The organism is Microcoleus sp. S36a_B3 (assembly GCF_036700745.1).
Taxonomy (GTDB): domain Bacteria; phylum Cyanobacteriota; class Cyanobacteriia; order Cyanobacteriales; family Microcoleaceae; genus Microcoleus.
On sequence record NZ_JAUBPN010000002.1, the window covers coordinates 44,583 to 67,795 of the forward strand.

A 23,213-nucleotide genomic window follows, 5' to 3' on the forward strand; every position below is an offset into this window, starting at 1 on the left:
AAAAATGCTTTTTGCAAAACACCAGATGCTCCCGATCGCGCGGTTAAACAAATATTACAGCAATACGGCTGCCAACAGATATATATCATCGATGAAACTTCGCGTACAAGTCACAAACCATCTTTAAAAGCATCTGCGTTAATCAGTGTTTATCTGCCTCACATTTGCGGTTGTTCTATCGCTCGAAGTCTCAGGTTAATGCCCCTAACGCGAAACTGGCGGTGGCAAAATTTCAGCCTCTTTTACTATTTCTGCTTCTTTCAAAACAGGCTCTAAAACCGGATCGGGAATCGGCACTTTCTCGACTACCTGATGCTTTTCTAAAGTTAAGCGAGACTGCGACCCACCAGATAATCTTTTTAGCAATTTCGGTGTTGGATCGTGCAGCAAATAAATAATTCGATCGCCCGCTTCCCAAATTTGGGCGGCAGACACTACTTGCAAGTATCCCTGTCTTTCCACTAGCAACGGCGCTAATTCCCCGCCTTGCACCAAAGCTTCCAAGTGAGCAATCTGAAACTTCAATCCCTCACTTCTTAACTCGGTTTCTCCCAATTTTACTTCGCTGTTGTTCAAATATTCATTCCAATCCTTCAGCGGCAAATCGGAGACAAAAGCTTGATTTATTTTATTCTGATTTGCGGGCGCATTTCCCTGCGGATCTTTGGGAAACATTGCTAAAACCCTCGGCGGTGCAAATTCCTCGGCTGCTCGTTGAGCTAACACTAAGTTTACTTCACCGTTGTTAGTCATTGCCAAAAAAGTTCCCATCGAATCAAGTCCAGCTTCTTCTAAAATGCTGTGATCCAGAGCACTGCTTAAAAACACTCGCAAACCTGCTTTTTCTGCTTGTTCGCAAGCTTCCGGGTCAGTGTCGATAATGGCGACAGATTCTCCGCGTTCTTGAAACAAGCGAGCAATTAATCTGCTCAAAGGATTTGATCCCACAATCATGGCACCGGTAGCTGATTTTAAGGTGATGTCCAAAATTTTAGCGATCGGGCCTGCAGTCAATCCCTGTAAAAAAACTGTGATAATTATTGTGAGGAAAACTAAGGCTTTAATTGAATCCCCGCCGGTGACTCCTCGCTGGGTGAGCAAAATTGCAAATAAAGAGGCGATTGAAGCGGAAATAATTCCCCTCGGCGCTACCCAACAAGCAAATAATTTTTGCCTCCAGTTTAGCCCGCTGTTGATGGTGCAAAGCCAAATGTTAATCGGTCTCACTATCCACATTAAAGCTAAAACTGTAAACACACTCCCCCAACCGAGGGCAACCACACTTTCGAGGGATAAATCAGCCGCCAGCAGCACGAAAAGTACGGATATAGAGAGGACTGTGAGCTGACCTTTAAACCTCCTCAGCAGCCTTTCTTCCGGCACTGAAGCGGCTCTGAGCACTATGCCCGATAGTACGGCCGCCATCAGTCCCGATTCACTGGTGATTTGTTCTGAAATCGCGAATAATCCCCACAAACCGGCTAAAACTACTAAATTTTTGAGGTCTTCTGACAGGAATTTCGCTCGTTTGAGAATGAGGCCTAGCAGCCAACCTCCGGTAACTCCGATAACTGTGCCAACACCAAGCCGCACCATTAAATCTCTGAACAAAATCAGCAAGTCGGTATTGCCGTTTAAAACCACGTTCAGTACCAATACTGCCAGAATCGCCCCAACGGGATCGACTAAAACACCTTCGCCTTCTAGCAAGGCGGCGACTTTTTTGTCAACGGATACTTGTTTGAGCAAAGGGCCGATGACTGTCGGGCCTGTGACGACTACTAGAGAAGCATACAGAAAGGCGATCGGCCAGGGAAATTCCCCCAGCCAGTGCGCGGCCATTCCGCCACCAATTAGCGTAATCAAAGTGCCGAAAGTAACTAAATTGCGGATGCTTCCAGAAACTTTGCCCAAGTCTCGCAATTCTAAATTCAAGCCGCCTTCAAACAGAATTAAGGCTACGCAAAGGGATACCATAACTTCCAAGCCGTTTCCCAACAGACTGGGATGCAGGATTCCCAAGCAATCCGGGCCTGCTAAAATGCCGAACAGCAGCAAAAATACGATCGCCGGAACTTTCAGATAAGCGGCCAGAACTTGAGCGCTGATGCCACAGGTGACGGTCATGACCATCAACAGGGTGATGTTAAAGGGGGTTTCCATAGATCTAATTATGACAGGCTGCCCTATCCGTTTTCAAAGTGCGATCGGGGGTTATGTGATTACAGGCGCTAGATTTTGCGCCCCTACAAACTCGGCACGACCCTAGATTTTTGCTAATAAGATTAAAAAACCTTAATATTGGCTATAACTTTATCAGATAATTCTCTTAGCGTCAAAGATGCCAGTAGCTCCTTCTGAAAGTAGATTCCCAAAGGCTGAAAGTTGAAGGCTTTTAGGCTCAATGGCTAAAATTAGGTTATAATTCGGCAAATATTTGATAATTCCTGAGAATTACTAATTCCCAATCTGTACCTCGCACAAATAAGATTGATTGGTATAGTAGTTCTCGCAAAAAATGAGGCATCCAGCCAGCTATTCCTCAATCCCTCAATCCCTCAATCCCTCAATTCCCCAATCTAAAACTTGTACGATCGCGACTTGTGAGCCAGCGTCTTGTCCTGAGCGTAGTCGAAGGGAGCCGAAGCAAGCCGAAGTATCTAAAATCCACTAACTTCTCACCTTCTTAAAAAAGGGTATAGTTAGGAATTGGGTGCTCTGAAAAAATGGTTTAATCTCTGTTTTTTCAACGCTTGAAAGGTAGATATCAGTTAAATCGGACAATTGGGACAGCAGGCTTGAGTTGCAAAAACATTTGATTGATGGATAAACCGCAGATTTCAAGCCGATTAACACTAATGGACGCAGATATTTTTGTGTCGCAGCTCATCTAAAGTTTTGTCTTGGTCTGCGAAACCGCGAGCGAGTTTACTGAAATCTATATAATCACAAATTAGTGTTTTGAGGTAAAGCATTTGTCCGCAAATTTTGAGTAAAGCATCCTAAAATAGAGGTAAAAACTTGACTTTGCAGTCAAATTAAGGCACTATTTGGACTAGGACTAGCTTGATAACGCTCAGTCCCTAATTGTTTTTTTGCAGGGGAGATTGTGCAAGTGAACTTCGATCGCATAGAACCGGGCATTGGTCAAGAGTCTGTTTGGGATTACCCTCGTCCCCCTCGCCTTGAGGAATTGACCAAACACGTACAGATTGTTTTTAATGAAGTGACGATCGCCGACACGCGACATCCTCAGCGGGTGTTGGAGACAAGTCACCCTCCAGTCTACTATATCTCCCCCGAAGACATCCAAATGCAATATTTGCACAAAACTTCACGGGGCTCGTGGTGCGAGTGGAAGGGACAAGCAGGTTATTACACTTTGACGGTGGGAGAAAAGGAAGTAGTAAATGCTGCTTGGTTTTATCCCGAACCAAATCAGATTTTTGTAGCTATTAAAGATTATGTGGCTTTTTATCCTAGCAAGATGGATGCCTGTTATGTGGACGGAGAATTAGTGCAAGCTCAACCAGGAGATTTTTACGGCGGTTGGATTACTAAAGATATTGTCGGCCCGTTTAAGGGAGGAATGGGAACTTGGGGTTGGTGAGAGAATTAGTTTTGAGTTTGGGCATTGGGGATTGGGAATTGGGAATTGGGAATTGGGAATTGGGAATTGGGAATTGGGAATTGGGAATTGGGCTATCCTCACCACGCGATCGAACCGCTATAGTGGTGCTAAGAACCTAGTTTTTGCAAAAAAAATCGGTTGAAAGCCTTCTCATTGTCAGGCGAAAGAAACAATTAATTGGGTGCATCTGGTGTTTTGCATTTTTAGTGCGAGGGGACGCTCACACTGTAAAAAAAAATCCTTTTTGCAAAAATTGAGATGCTCCCCAATTAATTTCCCTCGCAGGCAATCTCAAAAGCGATCGACTATCGGGTAACTGTCCTTTCGTCAACCCGAAGACTTGGTTGGGCTGCGCTATTCTAAAAATTCGCTGGCTGAAGTCACCCTCAACTGTCAACTCTTGAAAAGTATGGGGGTTAATATTCTCCAGTGAAAATTCACATTTAAATACGATCGATAATTTAAGTGTTATACAATTACATGAATACCAATTAATGAATCAATAAACTCCTGAGATGAGCGACATTTTTTTATTGTAATTCACAATACAACCAGTTATAGTATATTAAGTTAATCTCGAAAAAATGTTGACAGTAGGTTTATTGCTGCTTTATAGTTGATTTTGGATATGCGCTGTGTTTGCTAAATTTATCACGCCACCCCTAGAACCGGAAAAACTACCTAAAAATTTATCTTTAGAGTCTACTCTTAAAGATCTAGCTGTATTTAATGTTCAGGTTCAACATTCATGTATTGCCAAAGATGTATCTCGGTTGTTTCAGTCTCACCCGCTGCTTCCGGGAGTTATCTTGACCGTAAATGGCGAATTTTTAGGAATGATATCTCGCCGGCGATTTATGGAACGCATGAGTCGCCCTTACGGAGTAGATATATTTGCTTGCCGACCGATTGTGGCTTTGTATCAAATAGCTAAAACCGATATTTTGATTTTACCAGGAGTCGCCCTAATTGTCATGGCAGCTCAGCGAGCAGTGCAGCGACAGCCGGAACAACTTTACGAACCGATTGTCGTGCAGTTAGAACCTCAAGTTTACCGACTTTTAGATGTGCATCAAGTGTTAGTAGCTTTATCTCAAATCCACCAACAAGCTACTTGGTATATTAGCGAACTTTATTATAATTTATCTGTCACGCAATCGGAGTTAGAAGCAGCAAATTCTCAATTAACAGCAGCTAATTTGGAATTATATCGCCTTGCAAATTCAGATGGTTTAACTCAGGTTGCTAACCGCCGATGTTTTAATGAATACTTAGAAAATAAATGGCAAAATCTGGGAGAAGAAGCAGCAGAATTATCTTTAATTTTATGCGATATCGACTTTTTTAAGACATACAACGATACTTACGGACATCAGGCGGGAGATGCTTGTTTGCAACAGGTAGCCAAAACTATTGTTGAGGCGGTAAAATTCTCAGCGGGGGAAGTTTTGCGGGAGACGCTGGTGGCTCGTTACGGAGGTGAAGAATTTGCGGTAATTTTGCCTCGAACTTCATCAGAAATGGCTGTCACGATTGCAGAGCAAATTCGAGTCAGGGTGAAAAAACTTGAAATTAAAAATATTAAATCGCCAAACTCTGGTTGTGTTACACTAAGTTTGGGAGTGTCGAGTACGGTGCCTCAACTGGAAATTTCTAAAAAAGATTTGATTGAAGCTGCAGATCGTTCGCTTTATGAAGCTAAAGACGGAGGGCGCGATCGAGTAATGTTAGGTAATATCAAGCTGGAATTAGTAGAGGAGGGGGAAAATTTGGTGAAAAATGTTGACGGGATATGAGATAATTGGGAATCGAACCGGAAAGATTGAGTTCGATCGCCTGATCGCAACTTTACATCCAAGCACGCTCAGCCGTCCAGTGCCTGTCCGAAGATTCATAAATCCTCACACCTTCCAATCCTGCAGTTTCCATCATTGTCTGTATTTCAGCCAGAGTAAAAGCCGCGTGCAGCGAATCGCTGAATAACTGTTTTTGATGCGAGTTGCAATCTCCCGCATACATCTCAACTAAATTATCCCTGATTGCTTCATCTTCAGGCCTGAACAAATCCCGCAAAAATATTGCTCCATTTGGTTTTAAGACTCGCCGAACTTCGCGCAAAAACGGCAGCGGATCGGGCAAATGGTGGATAATGCTGTTAGAAATCACCATATCAAAATAACTGTCTGGATACGGCATAGCTTTAGCATCAACTAATTCTAGATTAATTTGCGATCGCACATTCGCTTCAGACACATTTTCCAGTCCTAATTTCAGCATATTTGCCGACATATCGATGCAAGTCAACTCCCAAGCAGGGCGGATTCGAGCAATGGCGATCGGGATTCTCGCCGTACCAGTCCCAGCATCTAAGATTTTCCCAGACATCGGCCCTAATTCGATCGCACTTTTAGCAAAAGCCGCATTCACCTCAGTAAAATCCATCGAGTCATACTCAACAGCTTCTTCCCAAGAATCCATAACCTCCGGCTCTAGAACGCGCTGCATAAAACCTATCCTACTGTCTGACATTTCCACCAGATACGAACCGAGTTTCGCCTGCAAAATTTCGACCAAATCCGGCTGCATATATTTGTAATTATCAGGGATTTGCAGACAAATAACTTGCTTGCCTTGAATAATTGCGGGAAACTTGCTAGCAAGTTGATCGCCGTGCTTCTTTTCCATCACAAATATCAAATCCGCCCAACCAAGCAAACCCTCAGTTACTCTAATTCTGGCACCTTTTTCAGTTCCAGCCGATCGCACACTCAAGCCACTAACATTCTCGCATATCTTCTGTGCAGTCAAACTTCTCCACTTATTCCGGCTGCAAACAAACAATATCTTGGTATTATCCACAAATTTAAAAAGCAAAATTTCATCTTATAGCGGCTCGATCGCGTTGTGAGGTATGCCCTGCGCGGGCCAATGCCCAATGCCCTGCGCGGGCCCATGCCCTGCGCGGGCCCATGCCCAATCCCTCCGCTTCGCGCTCGCCCTGCGCGGGCCCATCCCTCCGCTTCGCGCTCGCCCAATGCCCAATGCCCAATAAGCGACACCTAATCTTTCTGATAAATGCTGCATCTGCGGTGAAAAATCCTCATCCAAATTCCCCCCACCGCACCTTCCATATCACAAAAACTGTATCTTGTCAAATTCGCCTAAATTTTCGTTACAATTCTTAAACTATAAAATGCGTATTTTGCATAGGAAAGTTGTATGAATTGCATTGGTTGAGTTCGTTTATTCTACGATTTTAAAAGGTTTCAGCGTCTAAGTACAAAAAATAGTTATAGCACCCGTTGAGTATCGGAATTGTATGATAGCTCAAACGGCGCAAATTCGTCAAGTAAATGAGAATGGAATCAATAGTCAAGGGGGCCTATTTTTGGGGTTTTTCGGAGATTGATTGAACATTTAAAACAAGATTAGTTGTTTGATTATTTTTGCTTATCCAACAGCCTTGAGTTGTGCCGATCGCCCTCATCGCCCTCAAAAATAGAAATACGCTCGCTCTCTGCTAGAATTGATAAAACGAAGTCGTTATGAGTTTGAATAAATAACTGTGACCAACGAAACTGTAGAAAACCTAGTAATTATAGGCTCAGGCCCAGCAGGCTACACCGCAGCCATCTACGCCGGGAGAGCCAACCTCAAACCCGTAGTCTTTGAAGGCTACCAAATGGGAGGCATTCCCGGCGGTCAACTGATGACCACCACAGAAGTCGAAAACTTCCCCGGCTTTCCCGAAGGCATCACCGGGCCGCAACTGATGGATCGGATGAAAGCTCAAGCAGTGCGCTGGGGTGCTCAATTATACACCGAAGATGTAATTTCTGTTAATTTAAGCCAGCGTCCATTTACAGTGCGATCGGAAGACCGAGAAATCAAAACCCACACCATAGTAATCGCTACAGGCGCAACAGCAAAAAGGTTGGGTCTGCCTAGCGAACACGTGTTTTGGAGTCACGGCATTTCTGCCTGTGCGATTTGTGACGGCGCTACCCCAATTTTTAAAGGAGTTGATTTAGCAGTCATCGGCGCGGGCGATACCGCAGCGGAAGAATCTATTTATTTGACAAAATACGGTTCTCACGTAAATATGCTGGTGCGGCGCGATCGAATGCGCGCCAGCAAAGCCATGCAAGACCGAGTGCTGAGCAATCCCAAAATCACCGTGCACTGGAACACCGAAGCTGTAGATGTTTTGGGAGTGCCGGGGAGCAAAATGGATGGGTTGAGAATTAGAAATGTCGAGACTGGCGCTGAAACAGATTTGCAGGTGAAGGGATTGTTTTACGCGATCGGTCACACTCCCAACACTCAACTGTTCCAAGGTCAGCTAGAACTCGACGAAATAGGTTACATCGCCACCAAACACGGCACGGTAGAAACCAGCGTCGAGGGAGTTTACGCCGTGGGCGACGTGCAAGACCACGAGTTTCGCCAAGCCATTACTGCAGCAGGTAGCGGCTGCATGGGGGCGATGCTAGCAGAGCGTTGGCTATCGGTCAATGCTTTAACCCAGGAATTCCATCAAACCGAGGAATCCGAGCAGCCAGCCTCTGCGCCGGAAGCTCCAAAAGTCCGCAAAACCGATGAGAATTTTGATATCGAAGACACGCGGCATGAAGGAGGTTATGCTTTGCGGAAGTTGTTCCACGATAGCGATCGACTAATTGTGGTCAAATACTCCGCTCCGACTTGCGGCCCTTGTCACAGTCTCAAGCCGATTTTGAGCAAAGTCGTAGATGAGTTCGAGGGCAAAATTCACTATGTAGAAATCGACATTGAAGAAGATCCAGAAATTGCTGAAAATGCTGGCGTGACTGGTACGCCGACGATTCAGTATTTCAAAGACAAAGAATTGGTAGTCGAACTCAAAGGAGTTAAGCCGAAAAGTCAGTACCGCGAGTTAATTGCCAGTAATTTGTAGGACTTATATCGTTTCCGATAGCATCGGAATTATATATTTTAATCATTGATAGTGCGAGCGTCCCCGCGATCGATCGAAGTCGATCGCTCTTCGGGGAAGCTCGCATTATATAATTCCAATGCTACGGGCTTTGATATTACTCGCGGCTTGCCAGAAACGGGGTTTTTCACGAAAATACCTGTTGTAGCTCGATAACCCACAAAAAAACCCGGTTTCTTGAGTCGCAGCGGGTAGTTAGTATTCGGCGACTAAGGGAGAGAATTTTTGACTATTGCGGGTTTTTTAGCCTAGGTGCTACTAAAATCGAAAAGTCTCATATTTGTCGATCACAATTATGGCAACCGCGCCCGACACTTAGAAAATTCTTAATTGCTAAAACCCTTTCATCCCTATTCCTGATGACGTTGTACGGAAGCTCAGAGGCGACAGCACTAATGACTGATGACTGATGACTAATGACTGATGACTAATGACTTCTTCCTTCTTCCTTCTTCCTTCTTCCCTCTTCCTTCTTCCTTCATAAATATGACTCAAAGCCGCCTCCGACTGCCGCGATTGCTCAATGTTGCCTCAAAGTCCAGCTTGTCAATGAAAATGATGTGGGCGGGTTTGACAATAACTGCCGTGTTTGTATTGGTAGCCACTTTGTCTCCGGCCATGCAAGCTTGGGGATGGCTGCAAAATCCTACCGATGCTTTGATTAATCCGATTCACGAACCGCCGTCCGCGAATTATTGGTTTGGTACCAGCCGCAGCGGCTACGATGTTTTTTCCCGCACGCTGTTTGCTTCTCGCGCTGCTTGGCAAGTGGTGATTTTAGCCACAAGTTTGAGCTTGTTTATCGGCGTACCGCTAGGTTTGCTTAGCGGTTATTTGGGCGGTAAGCTCGATCGAGCGCTGTTATTTTTAATGGATACAATTTATACTTTGCCGGGGCTGCTGCTGTCCTTGACACTGGCGTTTGTAGTAGGAAGAGGAGTATTCAACGCTGCGATCGCCCTGAGCATTTCCTACATCCCTCAATACTACCGCGTAGTCAGAAATCACACCGCCAGCATCAAAACCGAATTATTTGTCGAAGCCGCGCGAGCAATGGGTGCAGATACTCAGACAGTGCTTTCGCGCTACCTCTTCCTCAACGTCATTCAAAGCGTACCCGTGCTGTTTGCCCTTAACGCCGCCGACGCCATTTTAACATTAGGAGGCTTAGGATTTCTCGGTTTGGGACTTCCAGAACAAACCCCAGAATGGGGACACGACTTGCGTTTAGCCTTGGATGCTTTACCTACAGGCATTTGGTGGACAGCATTATTTCCCGGTTTGGCAATGACTTTAATGGTAATCGGACTATCTTTAGTAGGAGAAGGATTGAACGAATTTGTTAACCCTCGGCTGCGAAATCAACAATAATTTGTCTCGCGGTTAAATTAATTTCCCGTCAGGAATTTAATTTTTTCTTCTTCTCTTTTCTTCCTTCGCGCTCTTTGCGTCTTCGCGGTTCGTTAAATAAGTATTATTTAACGTTCTGGCGGATCATAATCAGGTGAATTACTCGCCAGTTAATTACTAATTATCCAATTACCAATCTAAAATCGCCATACACAATCTATATGAGCCCCAGCTAAGGAATGAAAATTTAATAACTTAAGCAATTGCTCGTTACCAGGCTCTACCTCCTTCGCTCTCGCAACTTAGAGCATAGATGACTGTAGGAGGTGCTTAAGTTATTAAGTTTTCGAGCCTTACCTCACTCAGTGGAAAATTGCTATATCGTCAAAGTGCTATCACTCATCCAAACTTTGGGAGTGGTGACGGAATAGTTTTTATATCAATTCCAGTTGCACTTCTTATTATTGTTGACTGTTGACTCGATTTTATTATTCCGATGCAACCGGAAACGATATTATCTACAAAAAACACCAATCAGTTGGAAAGGATACTGACAAAATCAACTATATATAATCATATAATACCATAATATTAACAATAAACTTATTACAAAAATCATAAATCAACTTGACAAACATCTGCGTTTACATACCGTCAATCTATCTATCAAAATATTATCAAATAAATCAAAAACTTTGCTCAAAAATAAAAATTATTTCATTATACCTCTTCCATTTCCAACCTCGCCTATCGTGAAAAATATCTGCGTTTATCTGTGTTTATCTATCTTACATCTGCGGTTTGTATATCGATCCCCTGACTTAAGCAAGAAGTCTCTACTTCCCAAAAACGATCGACTCTAACTTGAGCAAAGCGAAGCAGGTAGTCGTGTCTCAAGTGAAAGGGGTAAAATTTGCCCGCTGTGACTTGCACCATTCAGAAGCTTATAGTGCTAAATCTGTAGTGTTCATTTTTAAGGCGATAGTTACTTATGTATGTATTAATTGGTGGAGCAGGAATGATGGGGCTGGATTTAGCCCAGCAGTTATTAAAACTCGGTCACACAGTTGCGATCGTCGATACCGACCCCCTTGCGTGTCGCTTTGCCCGTGAAAAAATTGGGGTGATGGCATTTGAGGGCAGCGCAGTCAGCACAACGGTTCTCCTCGAAGCAGGAATCAAACAAGCAAACGCAGTCGTTTCAGCCCTCAGAGATGATGCCTTGAATTTAGCGTTGATCACCTTGTCCAGAAGCTATGGCATTTCCCATATTGTGGTGCGAATGCGCGATCGCGAATTTTTGGAAGCCTATCGCCTCGCTCAAGCCAGCCACATTATCAGCACCACTGATTTAGCAGTCGCAACAATGGCAAATGCGATCGAATACCCGGAAGTTGAGTCGATGATGCACTTTGAGCAAGGACAAGTGGAGGTGCTGAAACTGCCCGTTCCAGGCGATTGCTATGTGGCCGGTCGCACCGTTGCTCACATTGCTCAAGACCCCCGTTTTCCAACGGGTTCGCTGATCATTGGTTATCAATGCCATGCCTGCGCCAATTTGGAGATTCCAAACGGCAACACCGTTCTGGAAGCAGGTTCTACGATCCTGGTTGTTACCCGTCCTGAGCTAGTTCACCCCATGATTGATTATTTGGGCCTTCGCGCTAGTCATCTTCCAATTTTAGAAGTTTCTCATCCAAATCTTTGATGTAGGGATCAACCAGGTTTTCGGGAATGATGCGCTTCCGTAGCGCATCGCTAACGGCCCCCTTTTCCGCTAAAAGCAATCGCCGTCGAATAGTATCTAACCCAGCCCGATCGCCCTTTGTGTGACTTGCTCGATGTTGATTGTAGAATTCGCGCAGCACACGCTCGGACTGTGCCACCCGTGCCTGATAGGATGCCCATAGCTCTTCGTAGACTGCCTTGGGCAATACGCCTGATTTCAGCAAACTATCTAGCTCGTCTTGAGCGGCCTTGCAAGCAATCAACTGAATCTGTAACTGTCCAGCTTCCTGCATGATATCAGAAACACGGCTAATTTTCAGGCGTTTGACAAGCCAAGGTAAACTTAATCCCTGCCCAACCAGAGAGAACAGAACGGCACCGAAAACTAGCGCAATAATGTTATCCCGTCCTGGTACAGTCAGCGGAATACTTACAGCCAATGCCATTGAAAGAGAGCCTTTAATGTTTCCTAAAAACAAAATATGCTGCCAGCGTAGGGGAATCGGACGATCGAACCACCGCAGACCAGCTAACAACGGATAGACCGAAAGAATCCGTCCCAGTTGATAGGCTAGGATGACGAACATAATAGATGGCAAAATGCTCCACAAAGTGCCTGGGTTAATTTCGATGCCGATCAGGAGAAAAATAAAAGTGTTGACACTAAACCCCGCATATTCCCAGAAACTCAATAACGTGATTCGATCCGAGGCAGACGAACTGCGAGGAAGTCCAAGGTTGCCAAAAATCAGTCCGGCGATGACCACAGCCACCGCACCCGACACTCCCAAAAATTGCGCGACTTGGAAGGTTCCTAATGCTAGAGCGACGGTTAGTAAGAGACTACTCAATCGATCGTTTAAACGAACAAATATCGGTAAGCTCAAGTAGCCGAAGATGAAACCCACGAGCCCCCCACCCAAGGCGACTAGGAGTAGTTCCTTCAGGCCTTGCACAGCGGTGAGAGATCCTGTCGCATAAATGACCAAAACCAAATTGAATGAAATCAGAGCAGCCGCATCGTTGAATAGGGTTTCTCCTTCCACAATGGTGGATAATCTCGAAGGCACACGGATATCCTTAAAAACCGCGATCATCGAGACAGTATCGGTGTTTGCCAAAATGACTCCGATCAGCAATGCGGGAATCCAGTCTAGCCCCAGTCCAAATTTAACCAGAACAGCGATAATTGCCGAGGAAAAGATCGAGCCTGGACCCGCTAGAAGTGCGATCGCTTTAAAGGTGCTGCGGAGACGGCTGATATCCGTATTGATTGCCGCTTCAAAAATCAGAATGGGCAAAAAAAGATTCAACACTAAAGAAGGGTCTAAACCAATTCGACGCGACAAGAGTTCTGTAATTGGCAGACCTGCTAGCACTAAACCCGTAACATAGGGAATTCGCAGTCGCTGAGCGATCAGGGCAACCGCTGTTGCAATCATCAGCAGAATGATTAGGATAATGACTAATTCAGGAATGTTCCCTGCCGCTTGGCTATCTGTTGCAGGATTGTTGCCCAAGGGGGTCTGTTGCGCTATAATCCACTCCATCATTGATACTCCTCCAATAAACTCGCTTTCCTCACAGAAATTGAGAGCTTAGCTACTGTTTGAGTCTACAGGAGACAGTTCACTTTTTTATGTACCTGCAATGTATGTAGTGTATTTAGACGAATGCCGATGAAACTGAAACAACTTCTATCAGTTGGTTGGACGCTCTAGGCGATCGTCTCAGGGAAAACCCATCTTAGTAGTTCAAAAACCTGAAAAAGAAACAGAAAAGCAACGAATAAATTAAAAATTTAAGGGATATGCAGCATCAATAATCAGCAGGTACAATTAACTTTGCCGGCGTTCTCAAGACAGATGCGGAGCGGAAATTTATCCTGATAGCGAAATACCCTAGCTATCGAGCCGCATGATTTAAACCAGAGTGGGGTATCGACCCCGGATACCTGCTTTCGGAGGAAGGGCTGTAAATAAATGTAACAAAAATCTTCACATAGCACCAGAGTCCTATTGTTTAACAGCTTTGAACGAACTCGGCAGCTTTTGGACGATCGCCAAACAGCAAGCACATCACTACACTCGGTAAGTTTCTTTTTTTTTAAGCGATCCTCCGCCCTCCCTTGTAGCAAAGTCTGCTGGGGTTTTGTTCTATCTGCTGGAAATCTTCCACACAACACCAGTAATTTTACTTAAAATTGATGAATTTGCTTTGTCAAAGCTTCACACTGTTAGGATATATTTAAAGTAAATGTGAAGTTGTGCTTTCGGGAAATAGCGAATTGTCTTGCTTGTGAAAATGGGCGTTAGCGAAGCCCTCGAAGAGGATCGCGCAAGTGCGAGCCGAAAGCCAGCAAATTTTAGAGACATTTGCTGCCGGGAGTTGCGCGACGGGTTAACTCTCAGTAGAATTTATCCGGGTGGTTTTTGCCACGCTCTGCCATAAACTCGTGTCCCACTGCTTAAATGAGAATGTGACGCTAATAACTTAATGTGATTTAATGTCGAAATTAAACCCAATTTCTGGGATTTGAGCTAACTTAACAAAGAAAGCCCCTGTTGCACTATTAAACCCGCAACGCTTCATTGGGGGAAATCGTCGGTTTCTACTTCAGAGCGGCCGACTTACAACTCAAGTTCGCAAGCTTTATTAGATCGCAGATTGTGTATGATTCAATTCAGGGAAACAGGGTAATGATGGGTGCATCTACAAAGATTTTATTGGTTTCAATTCCAGCAAATCAAAAATTGTCTGCTAACTCTCTGGCAGACTGCGCCGCAGCCGTTCACCCACATCAGCACAAAAAAACAGCGCCGTTCGATCGTACCCAGGTTTTTAGGGGCCTTTCTCAGGATTGATCGGAATCGGCCATGAGTCACTATTGTCAAGCTAAGCTGACAAAGTTTTCCGAGTTCTTGACAAAAATTGAAAATAACTTCCATTTTTTGTGAGAACGGCTACAATCGGAAGGGTCTTTGCCAGATCCGATTCTCACCATTTGGTGCTACGACTCTCTGCTGTTGCGTTGGAAGCAGCAAACTTACATCCGAGATGGCGAAAATTAGCCGTGCAACTATCATGTCTGACAACATCGTCACTCGCACGCTGCCGGCTTTCTCAAAAGTTCGACACCTCAAACACAAAAGTTAGAGGACTCAGTACCAGAAAACTGGTACGGGTAAAAGATCGAAGTACCGGGTAAAAAAAAGCCAGTATTTTGACCTGCGTGCGATCGTCGCATCTCTGGCATTCGTTTTTCTGGGTAAGGTATCGCAGATGAGGCGATAACTCGCTGTGAAAGAAAAAGCTGCACCCTCAATATAGGTTGCAACGTTAAAAATATGCGATAGATTGAATGTACTCGCTGCTTCTTTCAACCAGAAGTCGAAATTTGACTTGTAAAACTGGTGCTGTTTCGGTCAATGCTTCATTTAGCAAACTGAAAAGCCCACTATTTCTTACTGCGGAAATGCCAATACTGGCTAACTTGTCTAAACTACAAACAGACACTATTCCACTGTTATTTATTCTTTAATTCAGGAGCATGAGGAAGGCGGCATGACCCAGGCTAACACCGTACTCGAAACCACAATCACACCCGAAATGGAAACCATCGAGTTGCTTAGGAACGCCAAAAGCGTTCTACCCGAAAGCGAGTTGGAACTTTTTATCGACGAAGACGACGATCGAGAAGATTTTCTAGACAGCCCATCTGAAGAAGACGATACTAAAGTTGGCAAAGGTGTCAAAGCCCGCCGTCGGGCCCAAGCCAAGAAAAAGCATTATACAGAAGACTCTATTCGTCTTTACCTCCAAGAAATTGGTAGAATTCGACTGCTGCGAGCCGACGAAGAGATTGAACTCGCCCGCAAGATTGCCGATTTGCTGGAATTAGAGCGAGTTCGAGAACAACTCCTCGAAGAGTTAGACCGCGAACCCAAAGATAACGAATGGGCTAATGCTGTAGATATGGCACTGCCGGCATTCCGTCACAGACTCCACGTCGGTCGGCGGGCCAAGGAGAAGATGGTACAGTCAAACCTGCGTTTGGTGGTGTCGATCGCCAAAAAGTACATGAATCGCGGTTTGTCTTTCCAAGATTTGATTCAGGAAGGCTCTTTGGGTCTGATCCGGGCCGCTGAAAAATTCGATCACGAAAAAGGCTACAAATTTTCCACCTATGCAACTTGGTGGATACGTCAAGCCATCACCAGAGCAATCGCCGATCAATCCCGGACTATCCGCCTACCGGTTCATCTTTACGAAACCATCTCGCGGATTAAGAAAACTACCAAACTTCTTTCTCAGGAAATGGGCCGCAAGCCTACGGAAGAAGAAATCGCGACTAAAATGGAGATGACGATCGAGAAGTTGCGTTTCATTGCTAAATCCGCACAGTTGCCTATTTCTTTAGAAACTCCGATCGGCAAAGAAGAAGACTCGCGTCTGGGAGACTTTATTGAATCTGACGGAGAAACGCCAGAAGATCAAGTCTCTAAAAACTTGCTAAGAGAAGATTTAGAGAGCGTTTTGGATACTCTAAGCCCTAGAGAACGAGATGTATTGCGACTGCGTTACGGCTTAGATGACGGACGGATGAAGACCTTGGAGGAAATTGGTCAAATCTTTAACGTCACTCGCGAGCGGATTCGTCAAATCGAGGCTAAAGCGCTGCGGAAGCTGCGCCATCCCAACCGCAACAGCATCTTAAAAGAATATATCCGCTAGAGTATTTGTCTGGCATCACCCAAAAGAGTGATTGGCTCTTTTGGGGATCGAACCATAGCTTTTTTGGAAGCGATGGTTGTTAAACTTTTTGTGTTCGCTGCACTGCGAGTCATATCAATTCCGGTTGCACTCATACATGATGTTAACTGTTAACTGTTAACTGTTAACAGTGAATTTACTATTCCGATGAAGAGAGGATTTGATATCATATTATGTCGGGTCGATTAGCATCACAAAAACGGTTCGTAGTGTGGTCAATCGAACGGATATGAGATAGCTATTTGCTGCTGGTAAATTGCGCTGCTAAAAGGGCGCGGGCAAAATTTTGGGAGTTCTTTTGGGGACTCCCAAGCTTTCTATTGTCTAAACAATCTCAAGTGAAAAATTAGATTAGTTTAAAGCATTTTGCTCGCGCACTGCAGTTCAAAAACCCGGTTTCTCGATCGGAGTCACTCGAAGAGCAGCTACTCGCGTCAAAGAAACCGGGTTTTTTAATCTTAGTCAGATCGAGAAAAGAATGGCGTCCCAATCCTCCAATCTCCAATCTAAAATCGTACTAGATCACGCCCCAGAAGTGAAGCAGGCCTTGACCGGAAACCAATTCGATAATCACAGCGGCAGAGAAACCAATCATCGCTAAACGACCGTTCCAATTTTCAGCTCCTTCGCTGAAGCCCCAGTTCCAAGCGTTGCGTTTTTGTTCTTGCATAGTGCGAACTCTTTTTGTTAACTTTTGTAAGGCTTATGTAAATTAATATAACAGAAACTTGAAAAAAATGCAAGTTTATGATGTGTGAGATCGATCGCAAAGGCCGATCGACCTTGAGAATTTCGCCTAACGAGGGAAAATAGCCAACTCCGTATCCGGGTCAAACAAGTGAATCTTGTCATGGGCGACGGCCAGCCAAAGCTCCTCGCCAACACGGATCGATCGCTCAGGAGGAACCCGCACCTGCATCCGCACAGCCGGAGCATCAGTCAAACACACCCGCAAATAAGTTTCGTGCCCCAAAGCCTCCACAATTTCCACTTGTACAGACAGATTTTTGGTAGCAGGAGGGTGAATGCTCAGATGTTCGGGCCGGATGCCCAAAATTAGCTCTCGCCCGTCATATTGCTGTAGGTTTTTTGCCCAAATATCCGGTAAAGTAAAGCGAAATTGCGGGTGAGAAATCAACAGCGGGGCTGTAAACTGCACCGGCAAAAAATTCATCGGCGGAGAACCGATAAACTCAGCCACAAATAGATTAGCGGGCTTGTTGTAAAGCTCCAGAGGTTGAGCGACTTGCTGAAGCTGACCTGCATTCATAATCGCAATGCGATCGCCCATAGTCATCGCCTCAGTCTGGTCGTGAGTCACATAAATAGTCGTAGTTCCCAACTGTCGCTGCAACTGCACAATTTGCGATCGAGTTTCCGCCCTCAATTTCGCATCAAGATTAGATAGCGGTTCGTCCATCAAAAAAACTTCAGGATTTCGAGCCATCGCCCTACCCAAAGCTACTCGCTGCTTTTGTCCTCCCGAAAGTTGTTTCGGCAAGCGATTTAAAAGCGGTTCTATTTGCAATAATTGAGCTACCGCCCTAACTCTTTTGCCTACAGCCTTTTCCCGTTCCGAAAAATAGCGCAAACCCGGAGGAAGCTTGCGAGTTGCTCCAACTAAAAAGTCCTCCCCCAAAGTATATATTTGCTCTTTGTTTAAAGTATTAGAAGCCAAATAATTAATCAACTCTTTTAACTGATTTTTTATTTTTTCTGCCTGCACCAAGCTGCTTTTTTCTACCTCTGTCTCTGTCTCTGTCTCTTCTTTCCTCTTCCTTCTTCCTTCTTCCCTCTTCCTTCTTCCTTCTTCCTTCTTCCCTCTTCCTTCTTCCTTCTGAGAGCGACGCAATCCAAAGGCGAGATTATCGTAAACTGTTAAGTGAGGATAGAGAGCATAATTTTGAAACACCATAGCGATATTTCGGTCTTTGGGGGGCAAATCGTTGAGGAGACGATCGCCAATCCAAATATTGCCGGCAGTCAAAACTTCCAAACCGGCGATCGATCGCAGCAGAGTGCTTTTTCCGCAGCCAGAAGGCCCCACCAGCACCATAAATTCCCCGTCTTCGACCGTCAAGTTAATCCGCCGCAAAACGCTGTTAGAAGTTGAACTAGAGGCTTCGGGCGAGACACTTTCTGCGACGTTGTTTGCTTTTTTTTCCTGTTCTCCTTGGCGGAGTGGAAAACTTTTGTAGATATTTTCTAATACAACTTTCGCCATCAAACAATTTTAGATTTTATATTTTAGATTGGGAATTGGGGGAATTCGAGGCAGAGCCTCCAGGTATGTATTCCCAGGCTCTGCCTGGGAACAAGTCTTATGACTATTGACTAATGACTACTGACTACTGACTGCTGACTATTGACTGGTAATAACCTTAATAATTTTTTCACCGGGAGTGAGGTCAAAAACTCGATCGCCCGGAGCATCTTTCCCCCAAAAAGCTATAGCATCAGTAGTCGATCGCAGCAAGCGGCCAGAAGTAGTAAAAAGTTTAACATCCGTACCCGGAACAGATCGCAGCAAGCCAACCAAAGCATCTTTAGGTTCTGCGAAACGAAAAGCTTGAGTGCCAATTTCGCCGCGATTAGTAAGTCTGACAGAACCTGCGGGCATTCGTTTAGCCCAACCCAACTCCGAAAATAGCACCAGACTGTCTTCGGGATCGATCGTAATACAACCCACCAAAACTTCCTGCTTCCGCAACCTGGTTACTTGAGAACCTAGGGCGCTGCGACCCATTGGCGGCAGTTGTTCGTCATTAACATCAAACCGGAGAACTCGGCCTCCCGAAGTTGCGACGGCCACTTGCTCGCCAACTTTGCTCAGACTAGCGCTGCGAAGCCGATCGTCCTCCTTGAGTTTAACAACAGTCATGCCGCGATTAGTCACATCAGCCAATTCCTGCACCGGCAAACGTTTAATTTTGCCTTGCTCAGTCATAGTTACTAAATCCACCCCCTCCGAATTTTCCGGCAAAATAAAGTGTGCGATAGTAATTTCCGACAAAGCGCGATCCGTACTGTCTTTAGTAGCACTAGGGGATAACAAACCGACAATCGGCTTTCCTCGGTCTTTTGGATTGCTGCTAGGAATATCAGCCACTTTCAGCGGGTAAGCTTTGCCGTTAGGAGTTAAGACTACCAAAGTGCGATCGGTTTTAGTCAGCTCTGCAGTCACAATAAAATCTTCATTTTTTTCTAAAGCTGAAACCGATTTTTCGCGACTTTTCGAGCGCGGGCGATCGTTAGCCGGCAAGCGCCGCACGTACTGCTTGTGCGAAAATTCAACAATTGTTTCTTCAGGCTCTAGAACAGGCAATAAGTTAGGCTGAATTGTTGCCGGCGATAACTGCTTGAGTCCAGAATTTTTCTTACCAGCAAATTGTGTGTCTGTCTTGGCCGCGCGTCCTGTTTCCCTAGCAAATTTAGTGCGGCGGGGGTCAGCGTACTTGCGTTTGAGCGATCGCAATTCCTTCTTTAAAGCCTTTAAAAGTTCGCGCCTGTCGCTCAACAACCGCTGCAATTCTTGAATATTTCCCGTCAACTCATCCAGTTCGGCTTGCAAATGTTGCCTTTCCAAACCAGTCAGCCGGCGCATCGGCATCGCCAAAATCGCATCAGATTGACTTTCGCTCAAATCGAGGCGAACTTGGAAAGTTTGCTTAGCAGTAGTACCATCAGGAGAATTTCTGAGAATGTCGATCGTAGTATCGAGATTTGTCAAAGCCAACATTAAGCCTTGGACAATGTGACACCGACGTTCTGCCACCTGCAACTCGTAATTGTAGCGCCTGGTGATAGTCACTTCTCGGAAATCCAGAAATTCCTGCAACAATTGTCTGAGCGTCAACTGTCGGGGTTGACCGTTGACAATTGCCAGCAAAATCGCACCAAAATTTGTTTGCAGGTCAGTTTGTTGGTAAAGACGAGCTAGCACCGCTTCGGGAGTAAATTCCCGCTTGAGTTCAATCACAACTCGAATGCCATCGCGATCGCTCTCATCGCGCAAATCAGAAATACCGTCGAGACGGCCGGCATTCACCAAATCCGCCACCTTTTCAATCCAACTCGCCTTATTCACCTGAAACGGAAACTCCGTCACCACGATCGCCGTTTTAGTCCGCACCTTGCGATTACCAGGCACTTCTTCCACCCCAGCCACACCCCTGACCGCAATGCTGCCTCGACCCTTAGTGTAGGCATCAACAATGCCCTCTGTAGCGACGATTTCCCCTCCCGTCGGGAAATCCGGGCCCGGAATCAGTTCAATCAACTTCTCGTCCGAGACTTCGGGATTTTCAATCAAAGCAATTAAACCGTCTACCACCTCTCCCAAATTGTGCGGCGGAATATTAGTTGCCATCCCCACAGCAATCCCAGTACAGCCATTGAGTAACAGAAACGGCAACTGAGCCGGTAGTGCTGTCGGTTCCTGTTCGGAACTGTCAAAGTTAGCTGCAAAATCAACAGTTGCATCGCCGACTTGGGTTAGCATAGCTTCGTGGGCGATCGGTGCGAGCCTAGTTTCCGTGTAGCGCATCGCAGCAGCCGGGTCATTGTCCACCGAACCGAAATTGCCGTGACCCGCCAGCAAAGGATAGCGGCTCGAAAACTCCTGAACCATCCGCACCAGAGCGTCGTAAACCGATTGGTCGCCGTGGGGGTGATATTTTCCCAAAACATCTCCAACTACCCGGGCGCACTTGCGGTAAGGTCTGTCTGGTGTCAAACCGAGTTCGTGCATCGCATACAAAATTCGACGGTGCACGGGTTTTAAACCGTCGCGGACATCAGGCAAAGCTCGCCCGACGATCACACTCATGGCATATTCGAGGTACGATTGCTGCATCTCGGCGTGCAGAGGCGTAGAAATTACTTGCCCGGAAAGTAGGTTTAGTTGTTTGGCCATGAGTTCTTGTGTCCGTTAATTCCTGAGTGAAGACAGCCTCTGTCAATAATGCTCAGGTTGCCTGTCTCGAATGAAAAGCGTTTGCCTTCAAGCAAACCGATAGTTCGATAAAACCGCCCAGCAGGAGGATAAAAATAAATTTAACAGGTTAAAGCAAAATCAGAGTGCCGAAGACAGACAACACTTGCCTCTTACTCTCCACTCTTACCCTAACCTCTATATTGCCGACCGTTGCGATTACCTGTCTATTTACCGTCCGCCGCGAGAAGGTTGATTTACAGTCATGCTTTTATTTATAATCGCTCACAAATGCCGATCTTTGAGAATTCAGCAGTCAAAAGCTTTTCTCATGAGCTGTCCTAGTCTGACCTGCGATCGATCGAAGCGTCGATATTTTAAAGCAATGTCGATCGGTCTAAACTAAGAATTGCCCATCCTTAACAATCCCCGCTATGTTCCCTACTCCGAATGCTTCAGCGGCAGTACCTGAAACAACATTGCTTGATTTTAAGGGCAGCACATAAAACAATTGTCACACTACCACGACTATAAATCGCAGGCTTGACCCAGAAAAAAATCCTAAAAACCTGCTAATGAAGAATTTTGAAACTGTTGTCAGTGTCAGGGGGAACACCTCAATCAATGCAGTAAGTGTTTTTTTGACAGCCCATTTATAGTGCTGTCTGGCGATTGAGTATTATATAGGTCGATCGCCACCGCCTTGCACTCGCAAAAAAATGCTTGGCGACATAAATGAGATACTCCCTGGAAACTTTTAGGCATCTGTAGGCCATTTCGCCTACAAACCAGCGGGCCCAAGACAACCGAGTTGAAGGGAAACGCAATTCGCCGATCGGAGCCACCTAGTGCCATCTGTGATATAACTAGCTTGATGAAACAAGTTTTGACATAGATGAAATCCCCGTCCATTTTACGGCGGGGCAGATGTCAAAAGTATTGCAAACACATTCACAAAAAAGATGGCTATTTGTATGCAGCCGTATTGTTGCCCATCCTTTCCTCTCGCCTTCCCCGTGCTGAGTAAAGCGCCTTGGAAGCTGGTATCTAGGAGATCGCAAAGATGAAAACCGTTCTGATTGTAGAGGACGATTTGGTTAACGCTAGAGTTTTTTCTAAAATTCTGACTAAGCGGGGTGGCTTAGCCGTGAAGCACACAGAAAATGTTGAAGAGGTGATGCAGATTGCCGCGTCTGGAGAAGCTGATTTGATTTTAATGGATGTGTCTCTTTCACGCAGCGTCTATCAAGGAAAAGCTGTTGACGGTATTAAAATTACTCAACTGCTGAAAGCAGACCCGCAAACGGCCTCGCTACCAATTATTTTGGTAACAGCTCACGCGATGGCCGGTGATAGAGAAACTTTTCTAAATCAAAGTGGTGCGGACGGTTACATCTCTAAACCCGTGGTAGACCATCAAGAGTTTGTCGCTCAGATCAAGGCTTTGCTCCCTGATTGAGTGAAATATATAGCCTTTCTCGGTAACATGAGGTGCTAGGAGTGGGCATAGGGGATAGGCCAAACCGCGCATAGGCAGGAGTGGAAAGATCCCGCCTCACCAAGTTTGAGAACCGCTATACATGAAGGAGGAAGTTGGACAACGGATTGTGTAGCTGATCTAACGGATGTAAGGAAGAAGGAAGTTCGGCAACGGATTATGTAACGGATGTAAGGAAGAAGGAAGTTCGGCAACGGATTATGTAACGGATGTAACGGATGTAAGGAAGGAGGAAGTTCGGCAACAGATTGTGTAGCCGATATAACGAATGTAAGGAAGAAGGAAGAAGAAAGAAAGAAGAAGGAAGAAGGAAGAAGGAAGAAGG

At 45.4% G+C, this 23,213-nt stretch carries 15 protein-coding genes; 7 read left to right on the forward strand and 8 right to left on the reverse strand.

Going from position 1 to position 23,213, the window contains the following annotated elements; translation table 11 throughout:
* Nucleotides 1-204: 204 nt before the first annotated feature.
* Complete coding sequence (locus tag QUA01_RS02395) at nt 205-2,163, reverse strand: cation:proton antiporter (protein WP_333087831.1); 1,959 nt, start codon at nt 2,161-2,163, stop codon at nt 205-207.
* Between the two features lie 952 nt (nt 2,164-3,115).
* Between QUA01_RS02395 and QUA01_RS02400 the strand changes: the two genes are divergently transcribed.
* Both QUA01_RS02400 and QUA01_RS02405 read left to right on the forward strand, forming a co-directional pair.
* On the forward strand, nt 3,116-3,610 hold the full coding sequence (locus QUA01_RS02400) for a DUF427 domain-containing protein (protein WP_333087830.1): 495 nt from the start codon (nt 3,116-3,118) through the stop codon (nt 3,608-3,610).
* Between the two features lie 656 nt (nt 3,611-4,266).
* The gene (locus QUA01_RS02405; RefSeq protein WP_333087829.1) at nt 4,267-5,427 is read left to right on the forward strand and encodes a GGDEF domain-containing protein; all 1,161 of its coding nucleotides are present in this window, start codon (nt 4,267-4,269) and stop codon (nt 5,425-5,427) included.
* 52 nt (nt 5,428-5,479) lie between these two features.
* On the opposite strand, the gene QUA01_RS02410 is transcribed toward QUA01_RS02405, so the two are convergent.
* Nucleotides 5,480-6,439, reverse strand: coding sequence for a methyltransferase domain-containing protein (locus QUA01_RS02410; protein WP_333087828.1), 960 nt, complete (start codon nt 6,437-6,439; stop codon nt 5,480-5,482).
* Nucleotides 6,440-7,196: 757 nt separating this feature from the next.
* On the opposite strand from QUA01_RS02410, the gene trxB reads away from it, so the two are divergent.
* Nucleotides 7,197-8,567 carry a thioredoxin-disulfide reductase gene (gene trxB, locus QUA01_RS02415; RefSeq protein ID WP_333087826.1) on the forward strand — a complete coding sequence of 457 codons (1,371 nt, stop codon included), beginning with the start codon at nt 7,197-7,199 and terminating at the stop codon, nt 8,565-8,567.
* 38 nt (nt 8,568-8,605) lie between these two features.
* On the opposite strand, the gene QUA01_RS02420 is transcribed toward trxB, so the two are convergent.
* Together QUA01_RS02420 and QUA01_RS02425 are read right to left on the reverse strand one after the other, a co-directional pair.
* Complete coding sequence (locus QUA01_RS02420; protein ID WP_333087824.1) at nt 8,606-8,737, reverse strand: hypothetical protein; 132 nt, start codon at nt 8,735-8,737, stop codon at nt 8,606-8,608.
* A 202-nt stretch (nt 8,738-8,939) separates the two neighbouring features.
* On the reverse strand, nt 8,940-9,101 hold the full coding sequence (locus QUA01_RS02425; RefSeq protein WP_333087823.1) for a hypothetical protein: 162 nt from the start codon (nt 9,099-9,101) through the stop codon (nt 8,940-8,942).
* On the opposite strand from QUA01_RS02425, the gene QUA01_RS02430 reads away from it, so the two are divergent.
* Both QUA01_RS02430 and QUA01_RS02435 read left to right on the forward strand, forming a co-directional pair.
* On the forward strand, nt 9,093-9,977 hold the full coding sequence (locus QUA01_RS02430; protein ID WP_333087822.1) for an ABC transporter permease: 885 nt from the start codon (nt 9,093-9,095) through the stop codon (nt 9,975-9,977). The genes QUA01_RS02425 and QUA01_RS02430 overlap by 9 nt on opposite strands.
* 970 nt (nt 9,978-10,947) lie before the next feature.
* The gene (locus QUA01_RS02435; RefSeq protein WP_333087821.1) at nt 10,948-11,664 is read left to right on the forward strand and encodes a potassium channel family protein; all 717 of its coding nucleotides are present in this window, start codon (nt 10,948-10,950) and stop codon (nt 11,662-11,664) included.
* Here QUA01_RS02435 and QUA01_RS02440 read toward each other — a convergent pair.
* Nucleotides 11,621-13,237, reverse strand: coding sequence for a cation:proton antiporter (locus QUA01_RS02440; RefSeq protein ID WP_333087820.1), 1,617 nt, complete (start codon nt 13,235-13,237; stop codon nt 11,621-11,623). The genes QUA01_RS02435 and QUA01_RS02440 overlap by 44 nt on opposite strands.
* A gap of 2,011 nt (nt 13,238-15,248) precedes the next feature.
* On the opposite strand from QUA01_RS02440, the gene rpoD reads away from it, so the two are divergent.
* Entirely contained in the window at nt 15,249-16,418 is a 1,170-nt protein-coding gene (gene rpoD, locus QUA01_RS02445; RefSeq protein WP_333087819.1) for an RNA polymerase sigma factor RpoD, read from the forward strand.
* Between the two features lie 556 nt (nt 16,419-16,974).
* On the opposite strand, the gene QUA01_RS02450 is transcribed toward rpoD, so the two are convergent.
* The 3 genes from QUA01_RS02450 to QUA01_RS02460 form a co-directional block, all read right to left on the reverse strand.
* Nucleotides 16,975-17,127: a chlorophyll A-B binding protein gene (locus tag QUA01_RS02450; protein ID WP_194066599.1), complete on the reverse strand. Its 153-nt coding sequence runs from the start codon at nt 17,125-17,127 to the stop codon at nt 16,975-16,977.
* A gap of 126 nt (nt 17,128-17,253) precedes the next feature.
* Nucleotides 17,254-18,681 (reverse strand): ABC transporter ATP-binding protein, encoded by a 1,428-nt coding sequence (locus tag QUA01_RS02455; protein ID WP_333087816.1) that lies wholly within the window; start codon nt 18,679-18,681, stop codon nt 17,254-17,256.
* A 138-nt stretch (nt 18,682-18,819) separates the two neighbouring features.
* A complete protein-coding gene (locus QUA01_RS02460) occupies nt 18,820-21,372 on the reverse strand; it encodes a DNA gyrase/topoisomerase IV subunit A (protein ID WP_333087815.1) in 2,553 nt (850 codons plus the stop codon).
* Nucleotides 21,373-22,453: 1,081 nt separating this feature from the next.
* Here QUA01_RS02460 and QUA01_RS02465 point away from each other — a divergent pair.
* Entirely contained in the window at nt 22,454-22,849 is a 396-nt protein-coding gene (locus tag QUA01_RS02465) for a response regulator (protein WP_194009855.1), read from the forward strand.
* Nucleotides 22,850-23,213 lie beyond the last annotated feature (364 nt).

What these genes read in the sequence shown, in the direction of transcription:
- rpoD (WP_333087819.1), top strand. Translation starts at nt 15,249, where the DNA reads ATGACCCAGGCTAACACCGTACTCGAAACCACAATCACACCCGAAATG.
- QUA01_RS02435 (WP_333087821.1), top strand. Translation starts at nt 10,948, where the DNA reads ATGTATGTATTAATTGGTGGAGCAGGAATGATGGGGCTGGATTTAGCC.
- QUA01_RS02440 (WP_333087820.1), bottom strand. Translation starts at nt 13,237, where the DNA reads ATGATGGAGTGGATTATAGCGCAACAGACCCCCTTGGGCAACAATCCT.
- QUA01_RS02395 (WP_333087831.1), bottom strand. Translation starts at nt 2,163, where the DNA reads ATGGAAACCCCCTTTAACATCACCCTGTTGATGGTCATGACCGTCACC.
- QUA01_RS02455 (WP_333087816.1), bottom strand. Translation starts at nt 18,681, where the DNA reads ATGGCGAAAGTTGTATTAGAAAATATCTACAAAAGTTTTCCACTCCGC.
- QUA01_RS02465 (WP_194009855.1), top strand. Translation starts at nt 22,454, where the DNA reads ATGAAAACCGTTCTGATTGTAGAGGACGATTTGGTTAACGCTAGAGTT.
- QUA01_RS02430 (WP_333087822.1), top strand. Translation starts at nt 9,093, where the DNA reads ATGACTCAAAGCCGCCTCCGACTGCCGCGATTGCTCAATGTTGCCTCA.
- QUA01_RS02450 (WP_194066599.1), bottom strand. Translation starts at nt 17,127, where the DNA reads ATGCAAGAACAAAAACGCAACGCTTGGAACTGGGGCTTCAGCGAAGGA.
- QUA01_RS02460 (WP_333087815.1), bottom strand. Translation starts at nt 21,372, where the DNA reads ATGGCCAAACAACTAAACCTACTTTCCGGGCAAGTAATTTCTACGCCT.